Raw genomic sequence first — 20,363 nt, forward strand, 5'->3', positions numbered from 1 at the left:
GATTTAAGTGCCTCGCATAGCAAGCCGCGGGGGTTCCGGCCGACCGGCAAAGCCGCCATGCTGGGCTGCGGCGAATCATCTCCGAACTGGTAGGGGGCACTCATGAAGGTTCTGGTCGTCGGAGGCAGCGGGCTCATCGGGAAGCAGGTCGTCGCTCAACTCAGGGAGTTGGGGCACGAGGCGGTGCCCGCCTCCCCGAGCACGGGCGTCAACACCGTCATCGGCGAAGGCGTTGCCGAGGCCGTTGCCGGTGTCCACACGGTGGTGGACGTGTCGAACTCGCCGTCCTGGGCCGACGACGACGTGCTGAACTTCTTCACCACCTCGACTCGCAATCTTCTCGAGGCGGGGCGGGCCGTTGGGGTGCAGCACCACGTCGCGCTGTCGATAGTGGGGGCCGACCGGGCGACCGAAAGTGGCTACCTGCGCGCCAAAGTCGCCCAGGAGAAGGTGATCGTAGAATACGGCTCGCCGTACACCATCGTCCGGGCCACTCAGTTCTTCGAATTCGTTGACGGCATTGCCGATTCGCTGACCGACGGCGACGAGGTTCACGCGCCGAGTGCGGCCTTTCAGCCGATCGCCGCAGCAGATGTCGCCACCGCCGTCACCCGGGCGGCGACCGGCGATCCGGTCAACGGGGTGATCAACATCGCGGGACCCGACAAACATGGCATGGACGACTTCATCCGGGCCCGGTTCGCGACGACCGGCGATACGCGGGAGGTGGTGACCGATCCCGAGGCGCGCTATTACGGTGCGAAGCTCGACGACCGCAGCATCGTTCCGGTCGACGGCGAGGCGGTGGACATCTACCCCACCAGCTTCGGCGACTGGATCACAGCGCACTAGCCGGACGACCGGTGGCCGCGTTCGACGGTTGTGCCTTGGCGGGCCGCCGAGCACGGTATAACTCCCTGGGGACGAATTGACCGACGACAAGGAGCGATCAATGCCGGTGCCACCCACCCGCGGGGTCCCCTTCGACACGGCACAGCTGACCCGCCGCGGCTTCATCGCCGCGGGCATCGCCGGCGGCTTGACGCTGGCGAGCTGCAGTAGCTCCAAGCCGTCGGTGCCCACTCCCGCCGCGCAGATGAACGCGGCAATCGCCGCGGCCGAGGCGGCCCGCCCGCACAGCGGGCGCACGGTGACCGCCAGTCTGACCCCGCAGGTCACGGAGGTCGACCTGGGCGGCCCCATCGCCCGCACGCTGGCGTTCGGCAACACGATCCCCGGGCCGGTGATCCGGGCCAACGTCGGTGACGAACTCGTCATCGCGGTGTCGAACAAGCTCGATCATCCGGCGTCGGTGCACTGGCACGGCATCGCATTGCGCAATGACATGGACGGCGCGGAGCCGGCCACCCCGGACATCGGTGCCGGGCAAGACTTCACCTACAAGTTCTCCGCCCCTAATCCCGGAACCTATTGGGCCCATCCGCATACCGGGCTCGACGCTGACACTGGCCTTTACCTGCCGGTCATCATCGACGATCCGACCGAGGGCAATTACGACGCCGAATGGATTGTCGTCCTAGACGATTGGACCGACGGCATCGGGAAGTCCCCGCAACAGCTCTACGAGGAGCTGGTCAGCCCGAACAAGTCGGGCATTCCTACGCCGGCCGCGACGCCGACGACATCCCCGAGCAGCCCGACGACCTCGGCCACGTCCACCACGCCGACTTCGACGACGTCCACGACGTCGACAAGCCCGACCAGCGGCAGTAGTTCGGCGGCGACCCCGACGCCGCCCGAGACCGGGCGCGTGGGCACCAGCGACCTCCTCGGCGGCGACGCCGGCGACATCGCCTACCCCTACTACTTGATCAATGGCCGAATTCCGGCCGCGCCCACCACCTTCAACGCCAAGCCCGGCCAGCGAATCCGGATCCGCTTCATCAACACCGGGTCGGACACCGCGTTTCGGGTGGCGCTGGCCGGCCATTCGATGACAGTCACGCACACCGACGGTTTCCCGGTGGTCCCCCAGCAGGTCGACGCCCTGCTCATCGGCATGGCCGAACGCTACGACGTCACGGTGACCGCGGCCGACGGCGTCTTCCCGCTGGTCGCCTTGGCCGAGGGGAAGAACGCGCTGGCACGGGCTCTGCTAGCGACCGGAAAGGGCAGCGCTCCCGACCCGCAATTTCAACCGCCCGAACTCACCAGACGCGTCGGCACCATCGAAATGTTCACTGCCACAACACCAGTCAATCTCGGCCGCCCCGAGCCCAACCTGGATCTACCGGTCGTCCTGGGCGGCAACATGCAGCAATACAATTGGATGATCAACGGCGAGCCCTACAGCAAGACCAATCCGCTGCAGGTGCGCCAGGGGCAGCGCCCCACCATCACGTTCGACAACACCACGATGATGTATCACCCAATTCATCTGCACGGGCACACGTTTCAATTGATCAAGTCCGACGGCACGCCCGGCGCCCGCAAGGACACCGTGATCGTGCTGCCCAAGCAGAGGCTGATCGCAGTCTTGGTCGCCGACAATCCCGGGCAGTGGCCGATGCACTGCCACAACACCTACCACCAAGTCGCGGGAATGATGACCCGGCTGGACTACGTCTTCTGAGACACCGTCGCCAGAAAGTCCAGCAGCAACTCGTTGACTGACGACGCCTGCTCGATCTGCGGGCAGTGCCCGGCCTTGTCGATCACCGTCGAGCGAGCACCGTCGATCTGCTTGGCGATCTCGGCGGCCCAGCCCGACGGAAGCAGCTTGTCCTGTCCCCCTTCGACGACGAGCGTCGGCACACCGATGCGTTCGTACGCGCGGGTACTCGACGGCGTCGCGGAGGGCTTGGCGCCGGGCCGGCGGAACCGGGCGGCGGCCACGGCTTCCCACGCCCCGGGCGCAGTACTGGACTCGTAACGGCGCCCCACGTAATCGTCGTCGGCGGCGAAGCCGGCGTCGTAGAACAACGCCGCGACGATGCGCCGCATCGCCGGCAGCGACGCGTCGTAGTTCTGCAGCGCTTCGAAATACTCGTTCTGCTGGATTTTTCCGCCCCCGCAGATGATGCCCAGGCTGCGGATCGGCAGCACTGGCGTCTCCGACGTGGCATCGCTGAGCAGGTTGATGGCGCCCATCGAGTTGCCGATGAAATGCGCGGAGCTGACGCCGACTGCCTCGCAGAAGCTCGCCACGTGGCGAATCCGCATACCGCGACCGTCGACGAAATCGATGACCTTCGCGGACTGCCCGAAACCCAGCTGGTCGGGCGCCAGCACCCGGTACCGGGCGGCCAGCGCATCGATGTTGCGTTCCCAGCCGAGCTCGGCGCTGCCGCCGAACTCACCGCCGTGCAGCAGCACGACCGGTTCTCCGTCGCCGGCCTCGAGGTAGCTGGTCGTCAGGCCGTCGACCAGCGTCGTCTTGCGCTGCGTCATTTGATCGCGATCGGGTTGACCGGGGAACCGACGGCCCCAACGACTCTCAGGGGCGGCGCGACAAGCTGGAACTCGTAGACGCCGTCGGCGGCACAGTCGTCCGCGAGCCTCTTGAGGTCCCAGTACTCGCCGAACATCATTCCCATGTCGCGCAAGCACAGTAGGTGCAGGGGAAACGTGACCCCGGCGATCCCGGACACCAGATCCTCGACCTGAAGATTGTCCGCCGCCACGGCGGCGATCTCGTGGTCGTGCAGCCATGAGGCGCACCGCCAGTCCAGGCCGGAATAGCCCTCAGTCTTGTTGCCGGTCATGAGAAACCTTGTCCACCAACCGGTTCGAATCAGCAGGATGTCGCCCCGACCGATCGTGACCCGCTGAGCGCGCACCACGTCGTCCAGTTCCTCCGGGGTGATCGGGTTGCCCGCTTCGACGAACACGTCGGCGCCCCGGTGCCGAACCAGGTCCAGCAGCACACCGCGCGAGGTGATGCCCTTACCGTCGACCTTGTCGATGCCACACCGGTAGGCGCCCATGCTGGTCACCGAATTCGCCGGGAAGCCATTGTAGAGCTGGTCTTCGTAGTAGACGTGCGACAGCGCGTCCCACTGACTGGCTGCCTGCAGCGGCATGATGATGAGGTCGTCGTTGAACCGGAACGGATTGTCGGCCGTCATGTAACCGCTGAGCTGCTTGGCCAGCGGATTGCTCGCCCAGTCCGGCCCGTACCGGGCGAGCGTGTTGGCGTCGCCGCCGTCAACGGTCATGACGTGGATCGGGTTGTGCCGAAACTCGAAGGCGCCCTGCGGTCCTGACGCCCCGAATTCCACGCCGAGCGGAAACACCCTGCCGTGCTTGACCAGACTCGCGGCCTCGGTGACCTTTTCGGCGGTGATGAAGTTCAGCGTGCCCAGCTCGTCGTCGTCTCCCCATCGCCCCCAGTTGGAGACGTCACGCGCGGCCCGCCGGAAATCAGTCATGTCGGCCATGGGCTCGTCCTTCCTCGAGTTCACGGGCGATCGCGGCACCCACGTTTCCGCCGTCGACCCAGAGGATCTGCCCCGTGATGTAGCTGGCTGCACGACTATTCAAGAAGAGCAACACGGCGGCCTGCTCGGCGGGTTCGGAAACCCGGCCCAGCGGCTTGGGAATGTCGTCGAGAAAGGCCTGCCCATAGGCGGTCCGCAGCTGATCGAGGATCGGGGTTTCGGTGACCCCGGGTCCGGAGCAGTTGATGCGGATTCCCCTGGTGCCCAAAGTGATAGCGCTGCGCATGGTGTAGAAGATGATCGCTTCCTTGGACAGCTGATACCCGTTGCCCAACTCTTCGGGATGGGCGTGACACCAGTCGATGCCCTCGTGCATCGTCGTGGTGTCCAGCAGCGGCGCCACCACTTCGGCATGCTCCCGGTAGCCGGCAGCCGCGAGCGAGGACACGCTCACGATGGATGATCCCACGACCATTTTCGGAGCCAGCGCCTCGGTGAGATGACGCAGGCCCAGAAAGTTGATCGTGGCGACCAGCGTCGGGTTGCCGATCCCGGATGAGACGCCGGCGACGTTGAAGAGCGCACCGACGGGGCCGTCGATGGACGCTACGGCGCCGTCGATCGACTCCGGGTCGGCGAGGTCGACCTCATGAAACTCGTTGACCGGAAACGACGGCCGCCGCTTGTCCAGCCCGATGACCTGCGCCCCGAGTTCGGCGAGCTGGCGCACCACGTGTTCGCCGATGCCCGACGCGCACCCGGTGACCACGGCACGGCACCCGTCGTATCGCCACAGCTCGTCGACGTCTCCCACGGCTCAGTCCCCTCCCGGGATCACTTGCCGCGCTCCTCCTTTGCGCGCCTCGCCGCCTGGACACGGCCCTCGTTGATCTCCGCCATTGCCTCGGGGATCTCGCTGGCGGTGAACTTGTCACGACCGGTCGGCAGGCCACCGAAGGCGTAGGTTTCGTCGAACAGCGGGGCGGTGGACTTCGCCCGGCGCGCCTCCACCTTCTCGATGACCGGCTCCAGGCGCTTGGCCTTCTCGGCCACCGCCTTCTGGTCGCGTTCGATGAACTCGGGCAGCACCTCTTTGCCCATCAGCTCGATGGATTCCATGGTGCCCTCGTGGCTGCGTGGGTTGAGCAGCAGGATGATCTCGTCGACGCCGCTCGCTTCGTAGCCGCGCAGGAATTCGCGCACGGTGTCCGGGGAGCCGATTGCGCCGCGGCCCGGGCCGTAGGCCAGCGTCGGATCCTTCTCGACCTCTTCGAGGTAGCGCTGCCACACTCCGGTTCGGCCGGGGACATGCATCCCGGTCAGGTAGTAGTGCATGATGCCGAATGAGAAGAATCCGCCGCCCTGCCCGAGGCGTTTCAGCGCCTCCTCCTCGGTCTTGGCGACCATCATCGACAGGTCCCCACCGATGGCCAGGATGTTCGGGTTCATCTGCGGCGTGATCGGCACGCCGTTCGCCTCGAGCTCCTGGTAGTAGCCATTGACCCGCTCGGTCAGCGGCCCCGGCCCAGTGTAGGCGAAACTCAGTGCACCGATGCACTTTTGGGCGGCCATCTGCACGCTGGCCGGCCGCGTGCAGGCGACCCAGACCGGCGGATGCGGCTTCTGCAGCGGCTTGGGGATGACGTTGCGCGGCGGCATCTGGATCTGCTCGCCCTTGAAGCCCGTGAACGGCTCCTCGATCATGCAGCGGATCGCCACCTCGAGGGACTCCTCCCACTGCGCGCGCTTGTCGGCGGGATCGACGTCGAATCCGCCGAGTTCACCGACAGACGATCCCTCCCCGGTGCCGAACTCGACACGGCCATTGGAGAGCAGGTCGATGGTGGCGACGCGTTCGGCCACCCGCGCGGGGTGATTGACCGCGGGCAGCAGGTGCATGATGCCGAAGCCCAATCGGATGTTCTTGGTGCGCTGGCTCGCGGCGGCCAGGAAGATCTCCGGGGCGGTGGAGTGACAGTACTCCTCGAGGAAATGATGCTCGGTCAGCCAGACGGTCGAGAACCCGGCCTTGTCGGCGGCTTCCACCTCGTCCAAGCAGTCCTGCAACATGACGTGTTCGTCATCCGGCGCCCAGGGACGCGGCAGGGCGAACTCGTAGAACAGTGATACTTTCATTGCTACCTCCTAGGAGAATTTGTCGGCTGGGTGGCTCGTTGTCTGGCAATGTGTTTGGCGGCGACAAAGCCGAAGGTCATGGCCGGGCCGATGGTCGCCCCCGCCCCTGCATAGCTGCGGCCCATCACCGCAGCGGAGGCGTTGCCCACCGCGTACAGTCCCGGTACCGCCGTGCCGTCCGGCCGAAGCACCCGGGCGTGTTCGTCGGTAACGAGGCCCCCCGACGTGCCCAGGTCGCCGAGCACGATCCGGAATGCGTAGTACGGCGGGTTGCCCAACGGATACAGGTTCGGGTTCGGCAGGGTCGGATCGCCGTAGTAATTGTCATAGACGCTGTCGCCCCGGTTGAAATCATCGTCGTGACCCTTGCTCGCCAGTTCGTTGAAGCGATCCGCTGTTTCGCGAAGCTGGTGCGCGGGCACGCCGATCTTGGTCGCCATCTCGTCCCAATTCATCGCCGATTTGACCACACCCGACTCCAGCCAGGCCTTCGGCACTTTGCGACCGGTGGGCACGGGTGCCCCCGGAATTTTGGGGATCGGCAGATGCCCGCCGACCACGTAGCGATTCCACGAACGGTGATCGGTGATCAGCCAGCACGGGATGTGGGTGACCCCGGACTTCTGGCCGTCGATCATGGCGTGGCCGACATCCATGTACGGGGCCGCCTCGTTGATGAAGCGCTTGCCCTCGCCGTTGACAATGAATTGTGCCGGCATCATGCGCTCGTTAAGCATGAATTGCATTCGGCCGTCCGGCCATTGGATCGCCGGGAACCACCATGCCTCGTCGAGCAGGTCGGTAGCGGCGCCGACCTTTTGGCCCGCCCGGATCCCGTCGCCCATGGAAGCGGGGTTGCCGAAGCTCCAGTCCTGATCCACGACGGGCAGGTGCTCCTTGCGCCAGGCCAGGTCGTGGTCGAAGCCGCCAGTGGCCAGGATGACGCCGGCGCGCGCGGCGATCCGCTGTTCGGCGCCGTGTCGCTCGACCACTGCTCCGGTCACCGATCCGTCGCCGTCGGTGAGCAATTCGGTCATCGGCGAGTCGAGCCACAGCGGTATGTTGCGCTCGCGCAGTGCCAAGCGCAGCCGCGCGACGAGCGACTGCCCAATCGCGGCCATCCGCTCGTTGAACACTCTGGCCCGGACCATGCGCGTTACCAGCTTCAGCAGGACGCCCTTGCCGGCCCACGACTGCCTGATTCGGTAGAACTGGCGTAACTCTTTGGGCCCCAGCCAGATTCCCCGGGGCGCGAGCGCCAGCGGTTGCAGCAGCCGCTGCTCGTCGTCGCCCAGCTTGCGCAGGTCGATGGGCGGCACGTTGATCGTGCTGCCGAGTCCGGAGCCGCCGGGCAGCTCCGGGTAGTAGTCGGCGTAGCCCGGTTTCCAGACGAATTCGAGCCAAGTCGACTGTCCTTCGAGGAATTCGAGCATCTTGGGCGCCGCCTCGACGTACTGGCGGATGCGCGCCTCGCTCACCAGGCCGTCGGTGATGTTGAGCAGGTATTCGACGACACCTTCGGGGTCCGGGCTGTAGCCCTCCAGGCGCTGCGACGGCGCCCCGGGCACCCAGATGCCCCCACCGGACAGCGCGGTGGATCCGCCGTAGTGCGACGACTTCTCGATCACCACGACGTCCAGTCCCGACGCGGCGGCGGTCAGCGCGGCCGCCATTCCCCCGCCGCCGGAGCCGACGACCAGCACGTCGACCAGCTGATCGTGGCCGTCGATGTTCGCGGCGGTCATGTCGACGTCGCCGTTCTGATGGCGAAGCCGGCGATGAGCTCGGCGGCCTCCCGGTAATAGCGCAGCACCGTCTGGTAGGCCCCTGCCGTCCGCAGCGCCGCGAAAGCGGCTACCCACGTTCGGATTTCGTGCGCGGAGCTGCCGCCCTCGTACCGGATGAACGAGTTCGACCACCGGTCGAACTCGTCGAGCCGTCCCGCGTCGACCGTTTCGAGGAAGCGGTGGTCCCACGCCGGGTTGAGCGGCTGTAGGTCACTTTCACCGCCGGCGAAGCTTCGAGCCGCCTCCATCACGGCGCTCTGCCGAGCCTGCCTCTGCTGGGGCGTCATGGGGCGGCCGTGCACGATCCGGTCCAGGGCGCCCGGCGGCGCGGTCGCCAGGGTCGGCACCGGAGGACTGTGCGACAAGCCGCCGGATCCCAACACCAGCACCCGCTTATCGAGGGTGGCCAGATAGGTGCCGACCGCGGTACCCAATGCCCGGACCCGGCGCATGGGCCCCAACGGCGCGGCGACCGCATTGATGAAGACGGGTATCACCGACCGCGCGGTCGCCTCCCCGAACAACTTCTCCAGCGGCTGAACGGTGCCGTGGTCCACGTCCATGCTGGCCGACACCGCGACGTCGACGCCCGCGTCGAGGACCGCCTCGGCACACTGTTCCGCGAGATCCGACGGGACATCCAGCGGCCCGGAATACGTACCGTAATCCCCAACCCCGTTGGCGTTCAGACCGATACAGAACGGCGGCATCGCCTTGTAGAAGAACCCGTTGTAGTGGTCCGGGGAGAAGATGACGACGAGTTCGGGGGCGTAGTCGCAGACGAAGTCACGCGCCTGGGCGATGGCGCCCTCGATGTCGTCAAGCAGGTCCCGCGACGGCCCCGGAAGATTCAGGAGCGGGCTGTGGGACATACAGCACAGAGCCATTGCCACTGTCGACATCACCCCCTCCCGGCTTGAGAGCCAGCGCATCGATCAGCGACGCGCTCAGGTCGGGTGCGAGCTGAGCAATACAGGCACCCGCGATGCAGCGATCGGGACGCAGGAACACCACCGATTCCTGGTGGACGTCGAACCAGCCTTTCAATCCGCCGACACGATCACCGACGACGACGATGTCCGGATCGTCATGCGCGGCCCAGTGCAGCTGGGTCGACGGACGCAGCGCAACGAAGCGCGCCCCCAATGCTTTCCAGTTCGCGAAGGCCTCGTCGCCGAGTATCTTGCGCGGGTTGTTGTTCCAGCACAACACCGCGAACCATGGGCCCAGCACGTCGTCGAGCAGGACGTCCTGTCGTGTCCGGGTGTCGACCTTCGGCTGGATGAACAGGGTGCCCACCGGCGAATCGGCGTTGCGCGGCTCGGCGTGCACGACGGCCCCCTGCTCGTAGCGGGGCATCGGCTTGAACCGCATCTCGAGCACATACCGCTTGAGCGACGGCACAATTGACGCCGAGCGCACCAAGAGGTCGCGCGCCGAGGCGACCCGACGATTGGTCGGTGAGATGACACGACCCACCATCGTGGACAGGTCGATCATCGCCCGGGCGTGCTTGCGGCGCTCCACATCGTAGGTGGCCAGCAACGCCTCGTCGGCCAAGCCGCGCACCACCGCGGCAAGCTTCCAGCCGAGATTGGCGGCGTCCCGGATTCCGCTGTTGTAGCCCTGCCCCTGCCAGACCGGCATCAGGTGCGCCGCGTCGCCGGCCAGCAGCAGCCGGCCGCGCCGGAATGCGCCGGCGATCCGGGAGTGGTGAGTGTAGACGCGGCGCCGGATCACGTCGACCCGGTCGGGGTGCGGCACCATGCGCGCCAGCATCCGGGTCAGGAAGGCGGGGTCCTCGGCCTGCTCGTCGGATTCGTCGGCGTGAATCATGAACTCGAAGCGGCGAATCCCGTGCGCAATCGAGATCGAGGCGTACGGGCGTTCGGGGTCGGCGCCCACCTCGCTGTTCGGGTGGCCCAGCGGGTCGTTGGCAATGTCGACAACCAGCCAGCGTGTCGAGGATGTGGTGCCGTCGAAGGAGACACCCATCGTCCGGCGGGTCATGCTGCGACCACCGTCGCAGCCCACCACGTAGCGCGCCCGGACCGTGGCGTCCTCGCCGTCACCGGCGAGGGTGACGGCGACCGCGTCGGCCGCTTCCGCACAGGCCGTCATGGGGCTGGCCCACCGCACCTCGACGTGGCCGAATCTGCGCAAACCGGACAGCAATTCGGCGTCGACGAGCGGCTGGACGAATCCGTTGCGCTTGGGCCAGCCGAATCGCGCGTCGGGAGGGGCCATTTCGGCCAGAATGCGGCGCTTGCCGTCGACGAAGCGCAGGATCTGGTTGGGCACGGTGTGCGGTAGCACGCGCTCGACCAGGCCGATCGACTGGAAGGTGCGCAGCGACTCGTCGTCGAGGCCCACCCCTCGGGGGTAGTCGATCAACGTGTCCCGTTCCTCGACCACCAACGTGCGGACACCCTGCAGCCCGAGGGTATTGGCCAGGGTCAAGCCGACCGGCCCCGCGCCGACGATGACGACATCGACGTCGACCCGGTGGGCCAGATCCCCGTCGCTGCCCATCAACGCCCTAGCAGGAAATCGAGATGCAGGCGGTTGAAGTTCTTGGCGTCCTCGTACTGCGGCCAATGTCCGCAGCCCGGCATCACCTCGAACCTCGCGTTGGGAATCATCGACGCCATCCGGCGCCCCTCGGTGGCATCGGCGGTGGGATCGTCACTGGTCCACAGCACCAACGTCGGCGCGACGATCGAGCCGTATTCGGCCGGGCCTAAAATGTTGCGGGCCCGGATCTCGGGATCCTGCAACGCCATGATGTCGCTCATCGCGGAGACGAAACCCGGTTGGCGATATACCCGTTGGCGGCTGGCGACCAGGTCGTCGTAGCCCTTGGACTTGTCGGCCATCAACCATTTGATCCGCGCCTGAACCGTTTCCCAGGTCGGGTCCTCGGCCGCCGCCATCGACAGCGTGATGATCCGCTGCATCACGACGGGATCGGCCTGGGACCCGCCCGCCGTGTTAAGCACAAGGCGCTCAACCACATCCGGGTGATCGACCGCGGTGCGGGCGGCCACCCAGCCGCCGAGTGATTCGCCGCTGAGGTAGGCGCGGTTGACCCCGATGGTCCGTAACACTGCCATCAAGTGCTCGACATAGTGGCCGACCTCGAGCGGGTGGCCCGGCTTGTCGGTGTACCCGTGGCCCAGCATGTCGATCGACCAGGTCCAGAAGTGCTCGGCGTGCGCCGCCAAATTGCGGACGTAGGCCTCGGCGTGGCCGCCCGACCCGTGCAGCAGCACCAGCACCGGATTGCCGGGATCGCCGGCTCGCAGGTAGCGGGTCCTGAGGCCGCCGGCGCTGAGATAGCCCTGCTCAAAGGCGATGCCCTGAAGATCGCTCCAGATGCTCTCGAACTCGGCCACGGTTCCTCTCTGCCTGCCTCTGGTGGAAATCCTGTTCTCGCTCTAGACTAACGTGATGTGCGAATATCGCACATAAATGTGCGGTATATAAAGAGCTTTGCTCTCGCGTGGAGGTATGTCAAGGCTGTGACGGGTTCGGGCACCGGCTCGCAGACGCTGGCCAGGGGTATCACCGCGTTACAAATGGTGGCGGATTCCCCGGTCGGGCTCACCGTCCAACTGCTCGCCGAACAGATCGGGGTGCACCGCACGATCGCCTATCGGCTGCTGTCGACGCTGTCCGAATTCGGGTTGGTGGCCAAGGGCGAGGACGGGCGGTACCGGCCGGCGGCCGGTTTGGCCGTGCTCGGTGCCTCGTTCGATCGCAATGTGCGTCAACTGAGTCTGCCCACGCTGCGAGCGTTGGCAGACGAGCTGGGCACCACGGTGTCCTTGCTCGTCGCCGAGGGCGATCAACAGGTGGCGGTCGCGGTGATCGTGCCGAGTCATGTCGCCTACCAACTGTCGTTCCATGAGGGCAGCCGCTATGCGCTGGACCGCGGCGCCGCCGGAATCGCGTTGCTGGCGAGCATGCCGCCGCGCGCGAGCGAGCGCGGCCTGGTCACGCGTGCTCGCGAGCGCGGGTGGGTCACGACATACGGCGAGATCGAACCGAATACGTACGGGCTGGCTGTCCCGGTGCATCGCCCGGCGCCCTCCCCGCCGACCTGTATCAACCTCATCTCCCATCGAGAAGACGTCGTGATGCGCGGAAAGGACGCGGTGATAACTGCCGCAAAGCAGTTGTCCGAACTACTGAGCTGAAGGGATAGCCTTCCATGCCTTGGGATTCCGAAGTCGACGTCGTCGTGCTGGGCAGTGGCGGGGCCGGACTGACCGCCGCGCTGTCGGCGGTGACCGCCGGCGCCTCGGTCGAGGTGTACGAGAAGGCCCCGACGGTCGGCGGCACTACCGCGGTGTCCGGTGGAGTGGTGTGGATACCCGCCCATACCCGTTCTCCTGACCGCGAATTGACGGAGGACGATGCGCTGCGGTACCTACGCGCGCAGTCCCTCGGTCAGATGGACGACGCCTTGGTCGAGACGTTCGTGCGGACCGGCCCGGCGATGCTCGAATTCGTGGAGGCACACAGCGGCCTGCGGTTCGACGTTGCCACCGGGTTCCCGGATTACCGGCCGGAGCTGCCGGGCGGACAGCCGACCGGGGGTCGCTCGCTGAGGGCGGGTCCGTTCGACCTGAACCAGATCGGCGAGTGGGGCAAACGCATCACGTCGTTTCCCGCCGATTGGTCCAACGTCGGTATCGATGCCGAGACGAGGGCGCGCCTGCACGTGCTGGTCGAAGAGGGCAGCGATTTGTGCGTCGCTGGCACCGCATTGATCGCGGGTCTGCTCAAGGGATTACTCGACACCGGGGTCACACCGCACACCAACGCGCGTGCCGAGGAACTCGTCGCCGAGGACGGACAAATCACTGGCGTCCGGATCACGTTGAGCGACAAGCACATCAATGTTCGGGCACGCCGCGGCGTCATCCTGGGAGTGGGCGGCTTCGAGTGGGATGCGGGGCTGGTACAAGCGTTCTTGCGGGGCCCTATGCATGGTGCGGTATCACCGCCGAACAACACCGGCGACGGCCTTCGCATGGCGATGGCCCACGGTGCGGACCTGGCCAACATGGGCGAGGCGTGGTGGGTTCCGATCGTGCAGATCCCTGGCGACACCATCGAAGGCAACCAACGCAGCCGCAGCGTGCGACTGGAGCGCACGCGTCCGCGCAGCATCATCGTCAACCAGGCCGGGCACCGATTCGTCAACGAAGCCTGCGACTACAACTCGATGGCCGGCGCATTCCACTACCTGGATCCTCGCGGCGGATACGTCAACGACCGCGGCTGGATGGTCTTCGATTCAGTTCACCTGCAGCGCTATGGATTTCTGGGCATAGCGCCGGGAGAACCGGTTCCGGACTGGTTCTGCGAATCCGCTGATCTCGCCGAGCTGGGCGCCAAGACGGGTATCGACGCCGCGGGCCTGACCTGCACGATCGAAGAGTGGAACCGCCACGTCGCTCGGGATGCGGATCCCGACTTCGGCCGCGGTTCCAGTGCGTACGACGGCTACTGGGGCGACGACACCGCCACGACGGCCGCCGGAAAGACCTTGGGGCCCATCGACACCGCACCGTATTACGCGGTACCGGTGAGCATCGGCGCGATGGGCACCAAGGGCGGACCGCGCACCGATCACGACGGCCGGGTGCAGCATGTCAGCGGTGAGCCGATCCCGGGCCTTTTCGCCGCGGGTAACACGATGGCCGGCGCGACTGGACGCGCCTACGGCGGCGCCGGCGGGACCCTGGGCCCGGCAATGGTTTTCGGGTACCGCGCGGGTTATGCGGCCGCGGCCGGCAAGTCCGTCGACCTCAAGTAGGGCGCTCGGTCTTCAACGGGATCTCCACGCAGATGTGGGAGCCGACCGGCGCATCGAGGAACAGAAACATCCCGCCGGCGGCTTCCACCCGGGTCCGATGCGATTCCAGTCCGATGTGGCCCTCGCCCAGACGACGGGCCATGGTCTCGCTGTCGAATCCCACCCCGTCGTCGGTCACGTTCAGAACACATTTACGGTCAGTGATCCCGAGCGTGACCGATGCGTGCTGGGCCTTGGAGTGGTGCACGATGTTGGACAGCAGTTCGCGCACCACGCCGAAGACGATCCGGTCGATCTCGTTGCGCATCGCATAGTCGATGTCGGTGAAGACTTCGATGCCCGAACGACGCTGCGTGTAAGAGGCCAATTCCTGTACCGCGGCGCCCAATCCGGCCTGCTCCAGCACGGCGGGATGCAATTCGAAAGTGGCCTGCCGCAAGTTCTGTGAGGCGGTCTGCAGGCCGGCGAGTGCGCGCGCGACGCGTTCATCGCCGGGGAACGCGGCCTTGAGCTCGACGACCTCCTGCCGCACCGCCAGCACATCCTGCAGCGGTCCGTCGTGGATGGATTCCGAAATGCGGCGCTGCAGCGCGTCTGACGCGGTCATCGTCTGGGCAAGCAGTTCCTCCCGCAGGGCGCTCAGGCCGGCGATCGCCCGCGTGTGCCGCTCCTCGATGCGCACCGCCATGTAGGCCGTGCCGCACAGACAGGCGTAGAGCGCGAACCGGAACAGGCATTCGGAAAGCCCGAATTCGTCCTGCATCAACGGATCTTCCAGCACCGCGATCAGGAAGCCGACCATCGAGCAGGCCAACACCACCGCCGCCCGTCGTGACGAGACGTCCAGTCCGATGAAGATGGGCAGCATCATCATGATCAGCAACGGGTCGATGGCGTCGGTGGACAGCACCTGGAAGACCGTCAACGTCACCACGTCGATGACGGTGAAGGCAAAGGGCTCCAGTCGGCCGATCCCGACCAAGCGCCCCCTGCCGAGCCAATCGAACGGCGAAAACGCCCGTGCCAAAGCGCAGAGCGCGACCACCGCGTACAGGGTGATCAAGTCGATTTGCTCGGGCCATTCAGATCGACGGGTTCCGATGATCATCGCGGCGACCATGAGCCCCACCACGCCGACGCGAATCACGGACGCGATTCGATACGAGCGGAGCTGATGCCCCCGGCGCGCTCGCTGCAGTTCCGCGTCGCCAATCTCCGTCACCCGATCACCGTACTCACCGGTAGCGGCTATCCCGCGGCAACCTGGGGAAAAGCGATTCAGCAAGTCGCCAACTCCCGACTTCAAGTTAGCCCTGGACCGCTAAGCTGTCCGCCATGGCTGGCGCAGCAACGCCCGAGAACGTGCGCGTGGTTGTCGGCGACGATCACCCGCTTTTCCGCGAAGGCGTGGTGCGTGCGCTGTCGTCGAGCGGCTCGGTGACGGTCGTCGGCGAGGCGGACGACGGCGCCGCGGCCCTGGAGTTGATCAAGGAGCACCGGCCCGACGTCGCACTGCTCGACTTCCGGATGCCCGTCATGGACGGCGCCGCAGTCGCGGCGGCGGTGCGCAGCCAGGAGTTGCCGACCCGAGTGCTGATGCTTTCGGCGCACGACGAGTCGGCCATCGTGTATCAGGCGCTGCAGGCGGGCGCGGCCGGCTTCCTGCTGAAGGACTCCACCCGCGCCGAAATCGTCAAGGCGGTGCTCGATGTCGCGCAGGGCCATGACGTCGTCGCGCCCGCGCTGGTCGGCGGTCTGACCGCCGAGATCCGCCAGCGCGCAGCACCAAGCGCCCCCGTGCTCAGTGCACGGGAGCGCGAGGTGCTCAATCTGATAGCGCGCGGTCAAAGCATCCCTGCGATTGCCAGCGAGTTATTCGTTGCGCCGTCGACGGTGAAGACCCATGTCCAGCGGCTGTACGAAAAGCTCGGGGTCAGCGATCGCGCGGCGGCCGTTGCCGAGGCAATGCGCCAGGGCCTGCTCAACTAGCGGCCGGCCAGGCCTCGGGCTGGCGCACCGACTCCGGTGCCTGACCGACCAGCGTGGCCTTGGCGAAGGCCTCGGCCTCGGCCACCAGGTAGCGCGCGCGGCGCTCCACTTCGTAGAGGTGGCTGCCACTGACGCCGGCGTCGATCAACTGCTGCCGGGCGAAGACCAAGGGATCGACCTTGTCGACGTCGTTGGTGCGGTTGGTGATGGTCCGGATGAGAGTGGGGCCTTGGTCGGCGCTGGCACGCTGCAACGCTTCGGCGACCACGTCCCGCACCGCTTCGACGTCGTTGCCGTCGATCGACAGGACGGGCATCCCGATGCGCTCGTGCAGGACTCTGTCCGTCCACGTGATACGCGCCAGGCGGGTGTTCTCGACGACGAACACCACCGGGAGCCGCCACAGGACGGCCGCGTTGACGACTTCGGCGAAGTCGGCGGAGTCCACCTCGTGCTCGCCGATGACGCAGACCGTCACCCGGCCTTCCTCGTGCAGCCAGTTCGCGTAAGCCTGGCCCACGGCGCGCAGCGCCGACCGCTGCAAAGCGCTTGCGGAGAACCACAATTCACCGCTGCCCTTGGCCTCGCGCGGAGTCTCTTCGAAACCGCAATCCAGATCGGCGCCGATCATCTCGGCGATGCTGGGGCCGAGGGGAAGGCCAAGGGCGATCTCGTTGGCCTGCACGATGTGGGGAATGGTGGTGGTGAGGGCATCGCCGGATCGCATCGCGGCGGTGGTGCCGATAGCCACGGCCTCCTGGCCGAACGCGGCCTGCACCGGGTCTTCGATCAGACCGTCGATGCGCAGGTCCTGCAACGCCATGTCGACCAGTCGTAAGACCCACATACGCCGATACAGCTCCAACTGGTCGCTCATGACTTCCGCCGACCGCTCAGTTGTGCAAGTCATCTGACCGCTCCTCACTTCTCGCTTCTCGCCGATCGTGTCCGCTATGGACACCACCAAAAGGTATGACGAATTAGCTGGACACAACTCCGCCGATCGGCCCGCAAAAGTGATGAATGTCGGTGTCCCCCGATCGGGGGACAACCGGGGCCGCCGATTTACCGGTGTTTTGATCAATCCCGCTGTTCAGCGGGGGATGAGAGCAGACGTTCGGCGGCCATATAGGGGCTGTCTCTGCCGTCCACCACCGCCTCAGCCAACCTGTCGAGGTCGGGTCGGGTCCGCAGCGTCGTTTGCGCGATCGACAAGATCTGCGCCCGCGCGCGGGCCAGCCGGCGGGTGCGGCTGTCGATGCGGTGGTGGTCGTCGATGGCGGCCAGCAGGTCCGCCACGCCCTCCCCGCGGGCAGCGATCAGGCTGACGATGGGGGCCGCCGTTTCGGCCCGCAGGTCCCGCACCGTCTGTTCAGCCCCGTCGCGATCGGCCTTGTTCACCGCGACGATGTCGGCGACCTCCAGCACGCCCGCCTTGGCGGCCTGCACGGCGTCGCCGGCTCCGGGGTTGAGGATGACGACGGTCGGATCGGCGACTGCGGCGATCTCGACCTCGGACTGCCCCACGCCGACGGTTTCCAGCAGGACAATGTTGTAACCGATGGCACCTAGCAGGCTGATGGCCGCGGGCACCGCGGCGGCCAGACCGCCGAGATGTCCCCGGCTCGCCACCGAGCGGATCAGCACGTCGGAATCGTTGATGTGGGCGGCCATCCGAATCCGGTCGCCCAGCAGTGCGCCACCGCTGAATGGTGACGACGGATCCACGGCGAGCACGGCCACCCGGTTGCCTTGCTCCCGGTAGGCGCCGACGAGCACCGCGATCGTCGTCGACTTGCCCGCGCCCGGGGGTCCGGTGATGCCGACGACCCGGGCGGGGGCGGCCTCGATGCCGGCCAACACCTCGTCGCGCCGCTCGCCCTCGACGAGACTGAGCAGCCGGCCCGCCGCACGCTGAGATCCGTCGCGCGCCGCCGCGATCAGGTCCGCGATGCTGCTGGACACTACGGGGCCGGGACTTCGGGCACAGGTCTTCTCCAGTTCGGCGTGCTGCGGCACCTGAGAGCGAACCACACAAGAGAACACTATTCTCTCAAGCCGAGAGTACGAGTCGCAAGGAAGTGGCCCGGCTCTGAACGGCGAGAAGGCGCAGATTCGCGTATAACGGCACCCAATTGTGTGCTCACCGATCGGTCAGGAGGCACGGCTAACCATGGCTCAGCTGGAGGGGACCATCGCGGTCCCGGGCGGAAATGTCTGGTTCAAGCGGGTCGGCGGCGGCCCGGGTCGTCCCCTACTTGCGGTGCATGGCGGTCCGGGATTGCCGCACAACTACATTCGTTCGCTGGAGCGGCTGGCCGACGAGCGCGAGGTGATCTTTTGGGATCAGCTGGGTTGCGGTAACTCCGAACGCCCGTCGAACCCGGCGCTGTGGACGATGCGGCGCTCGGTGGCCGAAATGGATTCGGTGGTAAGGGAACTGGGGCTGAACCGCTTTCATATCTTCGGCAACTCATGGGGCGGGATGCTCGCACAACAGTATGTGCTCGACACGGCGGCCGAAGCGTCGAGCTTGATCATCTCCAACAGCATCGCCTCGATACCGGAGTTCTCGAAGATTGTGGCGCGCTTGAAGTCTGAGCTGGACACGGCGACCCAATCGGCCATCGACCGCCACGAGGCCGCGGGCACCACGTACTCCGCCGAATATCAGGCCGCGATCCGCACCTGGAACGAGACCTACCTTTGCCGGGTGCGCCCGTGGCCGGCGGAGCTCGAGGACGCATTCAGGCGCATGGGGCCGGAGATCTTCGAAACGATGTTCGGGCCGAGCGACTTTCACATCGTCGGTACGATCAGCGACTGGGACGTCTTCGACCGGTTGGGCGATATCGCGGTGCCGACTCTGGTCGTTGCGGGCAGGTTCGACGAATGCACACCCGAACACATGTGGGACATGCACCAGCGCATCGCCGGTTCACGGTTCGAGTTGTTCGAGTCAAGCGCGCACATGCCCTTCATCGAGGAGCCACAGCGCTTCGACGACGTGGTCCGCGATTTTTTGCGCGCCCACGACGACGTCAGCGCTGGCAGGCGGCCAGGGTGACGGACGCCACAGCAATACCGCTGTGTGAAACGATTGCCACGCCGACTCCACCGGGTACGAGTCACGTGTTCGTTCGTCAACTCACGAAGGGGGTTGCACTATGAGTGACCGCGACAATGGACTCGTGGAAGGCATCAAGGGCGTCATCGAGGACGCGATCGGCAAGACCAAGGAAATCGCCGGCATTCTGTTCAACCACGAGGGTCTCCGCAAGGAAGGCCGTGCCCAGCAGGACAAGGCCAAGGCGCAGCGCGACGTGGCCAAGAAAGAGGCCCAGGCCGAGGCGGCGCGTGGCGCCGAGAAGACGGCCGAGGCTCGCGAAAAGGCCGCTGCGAAGAGCTAATTCATGCAGGGCGAGAGCTGAGCCGCGCGACCGCGGCTCAGTTCTTGGCTGAATTGAACTTGGCGACGTTGGCCCGGAAGTCCTCGGTCAAAAACGACTGGCTCTCGGCCGACAGGGCGTAATCCAGGCTGGCCAACACCGCCCGCTCGAGGTGAATGTTGAGCACCCGTTTGGTGCTCTCGACGGCTTGCTGCGGGAGCTTCATGATCTTTTCGGCCGCGGCGATCGCCTCTGCCACGGGATCGGCCGCCACGTGATTGGCCAGGCCGAGTTCCACGGCGCGCTGTGCCTTGATGCGGGTTCCGGTCAGCGCGTACTCCTTGGCCAGCAGCAGGCTGATGTGCAGCGGCCAGGTCAGCGGGCCGCCGTCGGCGGCCACCAGGCCGACCTGCACGTGCGGGTCGGCAAGGTAGGCGTCCTCGGCGATGTAGACGAGGCCGCTGAGTGCTACCAGGCTGCAACCGAGCCCGACGGCGGGGCCGTTGACCGCCGCCACCACGGGAATCCGGCACCGCGCCATGCCCAGGACGATCTCACGCCCGTCGCGAATGGTCTTGGCGCGCAGCTCCGCGTCGTTCGAGAGCTCCTCGAGATAGCCGAAATCGCCGCCCGCCGAGAATGCCCGGCCGGCGCCGGTGAGCACCGCCGCGCGGGCGGTGGGATCGTCGGTCAACCGCTGCCATATCCGCGCCAGCCCCGAATGCAGGTCGTCGTTGACCGAGTTGAGCGAGTCCGGCCGATTCAGCGTGATGACGCGCAGTCCGCCCTCGGCTCGGACGTGGATTTCGTCAGGCATGTCGTACACGTCAGACTC

General features: G+C 66.3%; 19 protein-coding genes. 7 read left to right on the forward strand and 12 right to left on the reverse strand.

The window, feature by feature from the left end; genetic code table 11:
• Positions 1–102: 102 nt before the first annotated feature.
• Both MSG_RS21425 and MSG_RS21430 read left to right on the forward strand, forming a co-directional pair.
• Entirely contained in the window at positions 103–852 is a 750-nt protein-coding gene (locus MSG_RS21425) for an SDR family oxidoreductase (RefSeq protein ID WP_096442805.1), read from the forward strand.
• A gap of 100 nt (positions 853–952) precedes the next feature.
• A complete protein-coding gene (locus tag MSG_RS21430; RefSeq protein ID WP_096442807.1) occupies positions 953–2,593 on the forward strand; it encodes a multicopper oxidase family protein in 1,641 nt (546 codons plus the stop codon).
• Here the strand turns inward: MSG_RS21430 and MSG_RS21435 are convergent.
• From MSG_RS21435 to MSG_RS21470, 8 genes are read right to left on the reverse strand one after another with little or no spacing between them, the layout of a single operon-like run.
• Positions 2,581–3,411, reverse strand: coding sequence for an alpha/beta fold hydrolase (locus tag MSG_RS21435; protein WP_096442810.1), 831 nt, complete (start codon positions 3,409–3,411; stop codon positions 2,581–2,583). The genes MSG_RS21430 and MSG_RS21435 overlap by 13 nt on opposite strands.
• Positions 3,408–4,400 (reverse strand): cyclase family protein, encoded by a 993-nt coding sequence (locus tag MSG_RS21440; RefSeq protein ID WP_096442812.1) that lies wholly within the window; start codon positions 4,398–4,400, stop codon positions 3,408–3,410. The genes MSG_RS21435 and MSG_RS21440 overlap by 4 nt, the downstream gene beginning before the upstream one ends.
• Positions 4,384–5,214, reverse strand: a complete 831-nt coding sequence (locus MSG_RS21445; RefSeq protein ID WP_096442814.1) for a coniferyl-alcohol dehydrogenase — start codon at positions 5,212–5,214, stop codon at positions 4,384–4,386. The genes MSG_RS21440 and MSG_RS21445 overlap by 17 nt, the downstream gene beginning before the upstream one ends.
• 20 nt (positions 5,215–5,234) lie before the next feature.
• Positions 5,235–6,536, reverse strand: coding sequence for an LLM class flavin-dependent oxidoreductase (locus MSG_RS21450; protein WP_096442816.1), 1,302 nt, complete (start codon positions 6,534–6,536; stop codon positions 5,235–5,237).
• A 2-nt stretch (positions 6,537–6,538) separates the two neighbouring features.
• The gene (locus tag MSG_RS21455; protein ID WP_096442818.1) at positions 6,539–8,281 is read right to left on the reverse strand and encodes an FAD-binding protein; all 1,743 of its coding nucleotides are present in this window, start codon (positions 8,279–8,281) and stop codon (positions 6,539–6,541) included.
• Positions 8,278–9,195, reverse strand: a complete 918-nt coding sequence (locus tag MSG_RS21460; protein ID WP_232011097.1) for a 3-carboxyethylcatechol 2,3-dioxygenase — start codon at positions 9,193–9,195, stop codon at positions 8,278–8,280. Before MSG_RS21460 ends, MSG_RS21455 begins: the two co-directional genes overlap by 4 nt.
• Entirely contained in the window at positions 9,143–10,855 is a 1,713-nt protein-coding gene (locus tag MSG_RS21465) for a bifunctional 3-(3-hydroxy-phenyl)propionate/3-hydroxycinnamic acid hydroxylase (RefSeq protein ID WP_096442822.1), read from the reverse strand. Before MSG_RS21465 ends, MSG_RS21460 begins: the two co-directional genes overlap by 53 nt.
• Complete coding sequence (locus MSG_RS21470) at positions 10,855–11,718, reverse strand: alpha/beta fold hydrolase (protein WP_096442824.1); 864 nt, start codon at positions 11,716–11,718, stop codon at positions 10,855–10,857. The genes MSG_RS21465 and MSG_RS21470 overlap by 1 nt, the downstream gene beginning before the upstream one ends.
• Before the next feature lie 126 nt (positions 11,719–11,844).
• On the opposite strand from MSG_RS21470, the gene MSG_RS21475 reads away from it, so the two are divergent.
• Complete coding sequence (locus MSG_RS21475) at positions 11,845–12,522, forward strand: IclR family transcriptional regulator (RefSeq protein WP_096442826.1); 678 nt, start codon at positions 11,845–11,847, stop codon at positions 12,520–12,522.
• Between the two features lie 14 nt (positions 12,523–12,536).
• Positions 12,537–14,150, forward strand: coding sequence for an FAD-dependent oxidoreductase (locus tag MSG_RS21480; protein ID WP_096442828.1), 1,614 nt, complete (start codon positions 12,537–12,539; stop codon positions 14,148–14,150).
• Here MSG_RS21480 and MSG_RS21485 read toward each other — a convergent pair.
• A complete protein-coding gene (locus MSG_RS21485) occupies positions 14,143–15,372 on the reverse strand; it encodes a sensor histidine kinase (protein ID WP_096442830.1) in 1,230 nt (409 codons plus the stop codon). The two genes, MSG_RS21480 and MSG_RS21485, sit on opposite strands and share 8 nt — an antisense overlap.
• Before the next feature lie 113 nt (positions 15,373–15,485).
• Between MSG_RS21485 and MSG_RS21490 the strand changes: the two genes are divergently transcribed.
• The gene (locus MSG_RS21490) at positions 15,486–16,139 is read left to right on the forward strand and encodes a response regulator (protein ID WP_096442832.1); all 654 of its coding nucleotides are present in this window, start codon (positions 15,486–15,488) and stop codon (positions 16,137–16,139) included.
• On the opposite strand, the gene MSG_RS21495 is transcribed toward MSG_RS21490, so the two are convergent.
• Positions 16,132–17,049 (reverse strand): thiamine pyrophosphate-dependent enzyme, encoded by a 918-nt coding sequence (locus MSG_RS21495; RefSeq protein ID WP_232011098.1) that lies wholly within the window; start codon positions 17,047–17,049, stop codon positions 16,132–16,134. The two genes, MSG_RS21490 and MSG_RS21495, sit on opposite strands and share 8 nt — an antisense overlap.
• Before the next feature lie 170 nt (positions 17,050–17,219).
• Entirely contained in the window at positions 17,220–18,104 is an 885-nt protein-coding gene (locus MSG_RS21500; RefSeq protein WP_096444715.1) for an ArgK/MeaB family GTPase, read from the reverse strand.
• Between the two features lie 217 nt (positions 18,105–18,321).
• Here MSG_RS21500 and MSG_RS21505 point away from each other — a divergent pair, with 217 nt between their 5' ends.
• Together MSG_RS21505 and mbp1 are read left to right on the forward strand one after the other, a co-directional pair.
• A complete protein-coding gene (locus MSG_RS21505) occupies positions 18,322–19,206 on the forward strand; it encodes a proline iminopeptidase-family hydrolase (RefSeq protein WP_096444716.1) in 885 nt (294 codons plus the stop codon).
• A gap of 100 nt (positions 19,207–19,306) precedes the next feature.
• Positions 19,307–19,549, forward strand: coding sequence for a microaggregate-binding protein 1 (gene mbp1 / locus MSG_RS21510; RefSeq protein ID WP_096442836.1), 243 nt, complete (start codon positions 19,307–19,309; stop codon positions 19,547–19,549).
• 37 nt (positions 19,550–19,586) lie between these two features.
• Here the strand turns inward: mbp1 and MSG_RS21515 are convergent, their stop codons facing one another.
• Positions 19,587–20,354: an enoyl-CoA hydratase/isomerase family protein gene (locus MSG_RS21515; protein WP_096442838.1), complete on the reverse strand. Its 768-nt coding sequence runs from the start codon at positions 20,352–20,354 to the stop codon at positions 19,587–19,589.
• Between the last annotated feature and the right edge of the window lie 9 nt (positions 20,355–20,363).

The sequence above is a fragment of the Mycobacterium shigaense genome, assembly GCF_002356315.1.
In the GTDB taxonomy this organism is placed as follows: Bacteria; Actinomycetota; Actinomycetes; order Mycobacteriales; family Mycobacteriaceae; genus Mycobacterium; species Mycobacterium shigaense.

Excerpts from the sequence above, each read along its gene's own strand:
- MSG_RS21425 (WP_096442805.1), top strand. The coding sequence starts at position 103 with ATGAAGGTTCTGGTCGTCGGAGGCAGCGGGCTCATCGGGAAGCAGGTC.
- MSG_RS21430 (WP_096442807.1), top strand. The coding sequence starts at position 953 with ATGCCGGTGCCACCCACCCGCGGGGTCCCCTTCGACACGGCACAGCTG.
- MSG_RS21435 (WP_096442810.1), bottom strand. The coding sequence starts at position 3,411 with ATGACGCAGCGCAAGACGACGCTGGTCGACGGCCTGACGACCAGCTAC.
- MSG_RS21440 (WP_096442812.1), bottom strand. The coding sequence starts at position 4,400 with ATGGCCGACATGACTGATTTCCGGCGGGCCGCGCGTGACGTCTCCAAC.
- MSG_RS21450 (WP_096442816.1), bottom strand. The coding sequence starts at position 6,536 with ATGAAAGTATCACTGTTCTACGAGTTCGCCCTGCCGCGTCCCTGGGCG.
- MSG_RS21455 (WP_096442818.1), bottom strand. The coding sequence starts at position 8,281 with ATGACCGCCGCGAACATCGACGGCCACGATCAGCTGGTCGACGTGCTG.
- MSG_RS21460 (WP_232011097.1), bottom strand. The coding sequence starts at position 9,195 with ATGTCCCACAGCCCGCTCCTGAATCTTCCGGGGCCGTCGCGGGACCTG.
- MSG_RS21465 (WP_096442822.1), bottom strand. The coding sequence starts at position 10,855 with ATGGGCAGCGACGGGGATCTGGCCCACCGGGTCGACGTCGATGTCGTC.
- MSG_RS21480 (WP_096442828.1), top strand. The coding sequence starts at position 12,537 with ATGCCTTGGGATTCCGAAGTCGACGTCGTCGTGCTGGGCAGTGGCGGG.
- MSG_RS21490 (WP_096442832.1), top strand. The coding sequence starts at position 15,486 with ATGGCTGGCGCAGCAACGCCCGAGAACGTGCGCGTGGTTGTCGGCGAC.
- MSG_RS21495 (WP_232011098.1), bottom strand. The coding sequence starts at position 17,049 with ATGACTTGCACAACTGAGCGGTCGGCGGAAGTCATGAGCGACCAGTTG.
- mbp1 (WP_096442836.1), top strand. The coding sequence starts at position 19,307 with ATGAGTGACCGCGACAATGGACTCGTGGAAGGCATCAAGGGCGTCATC.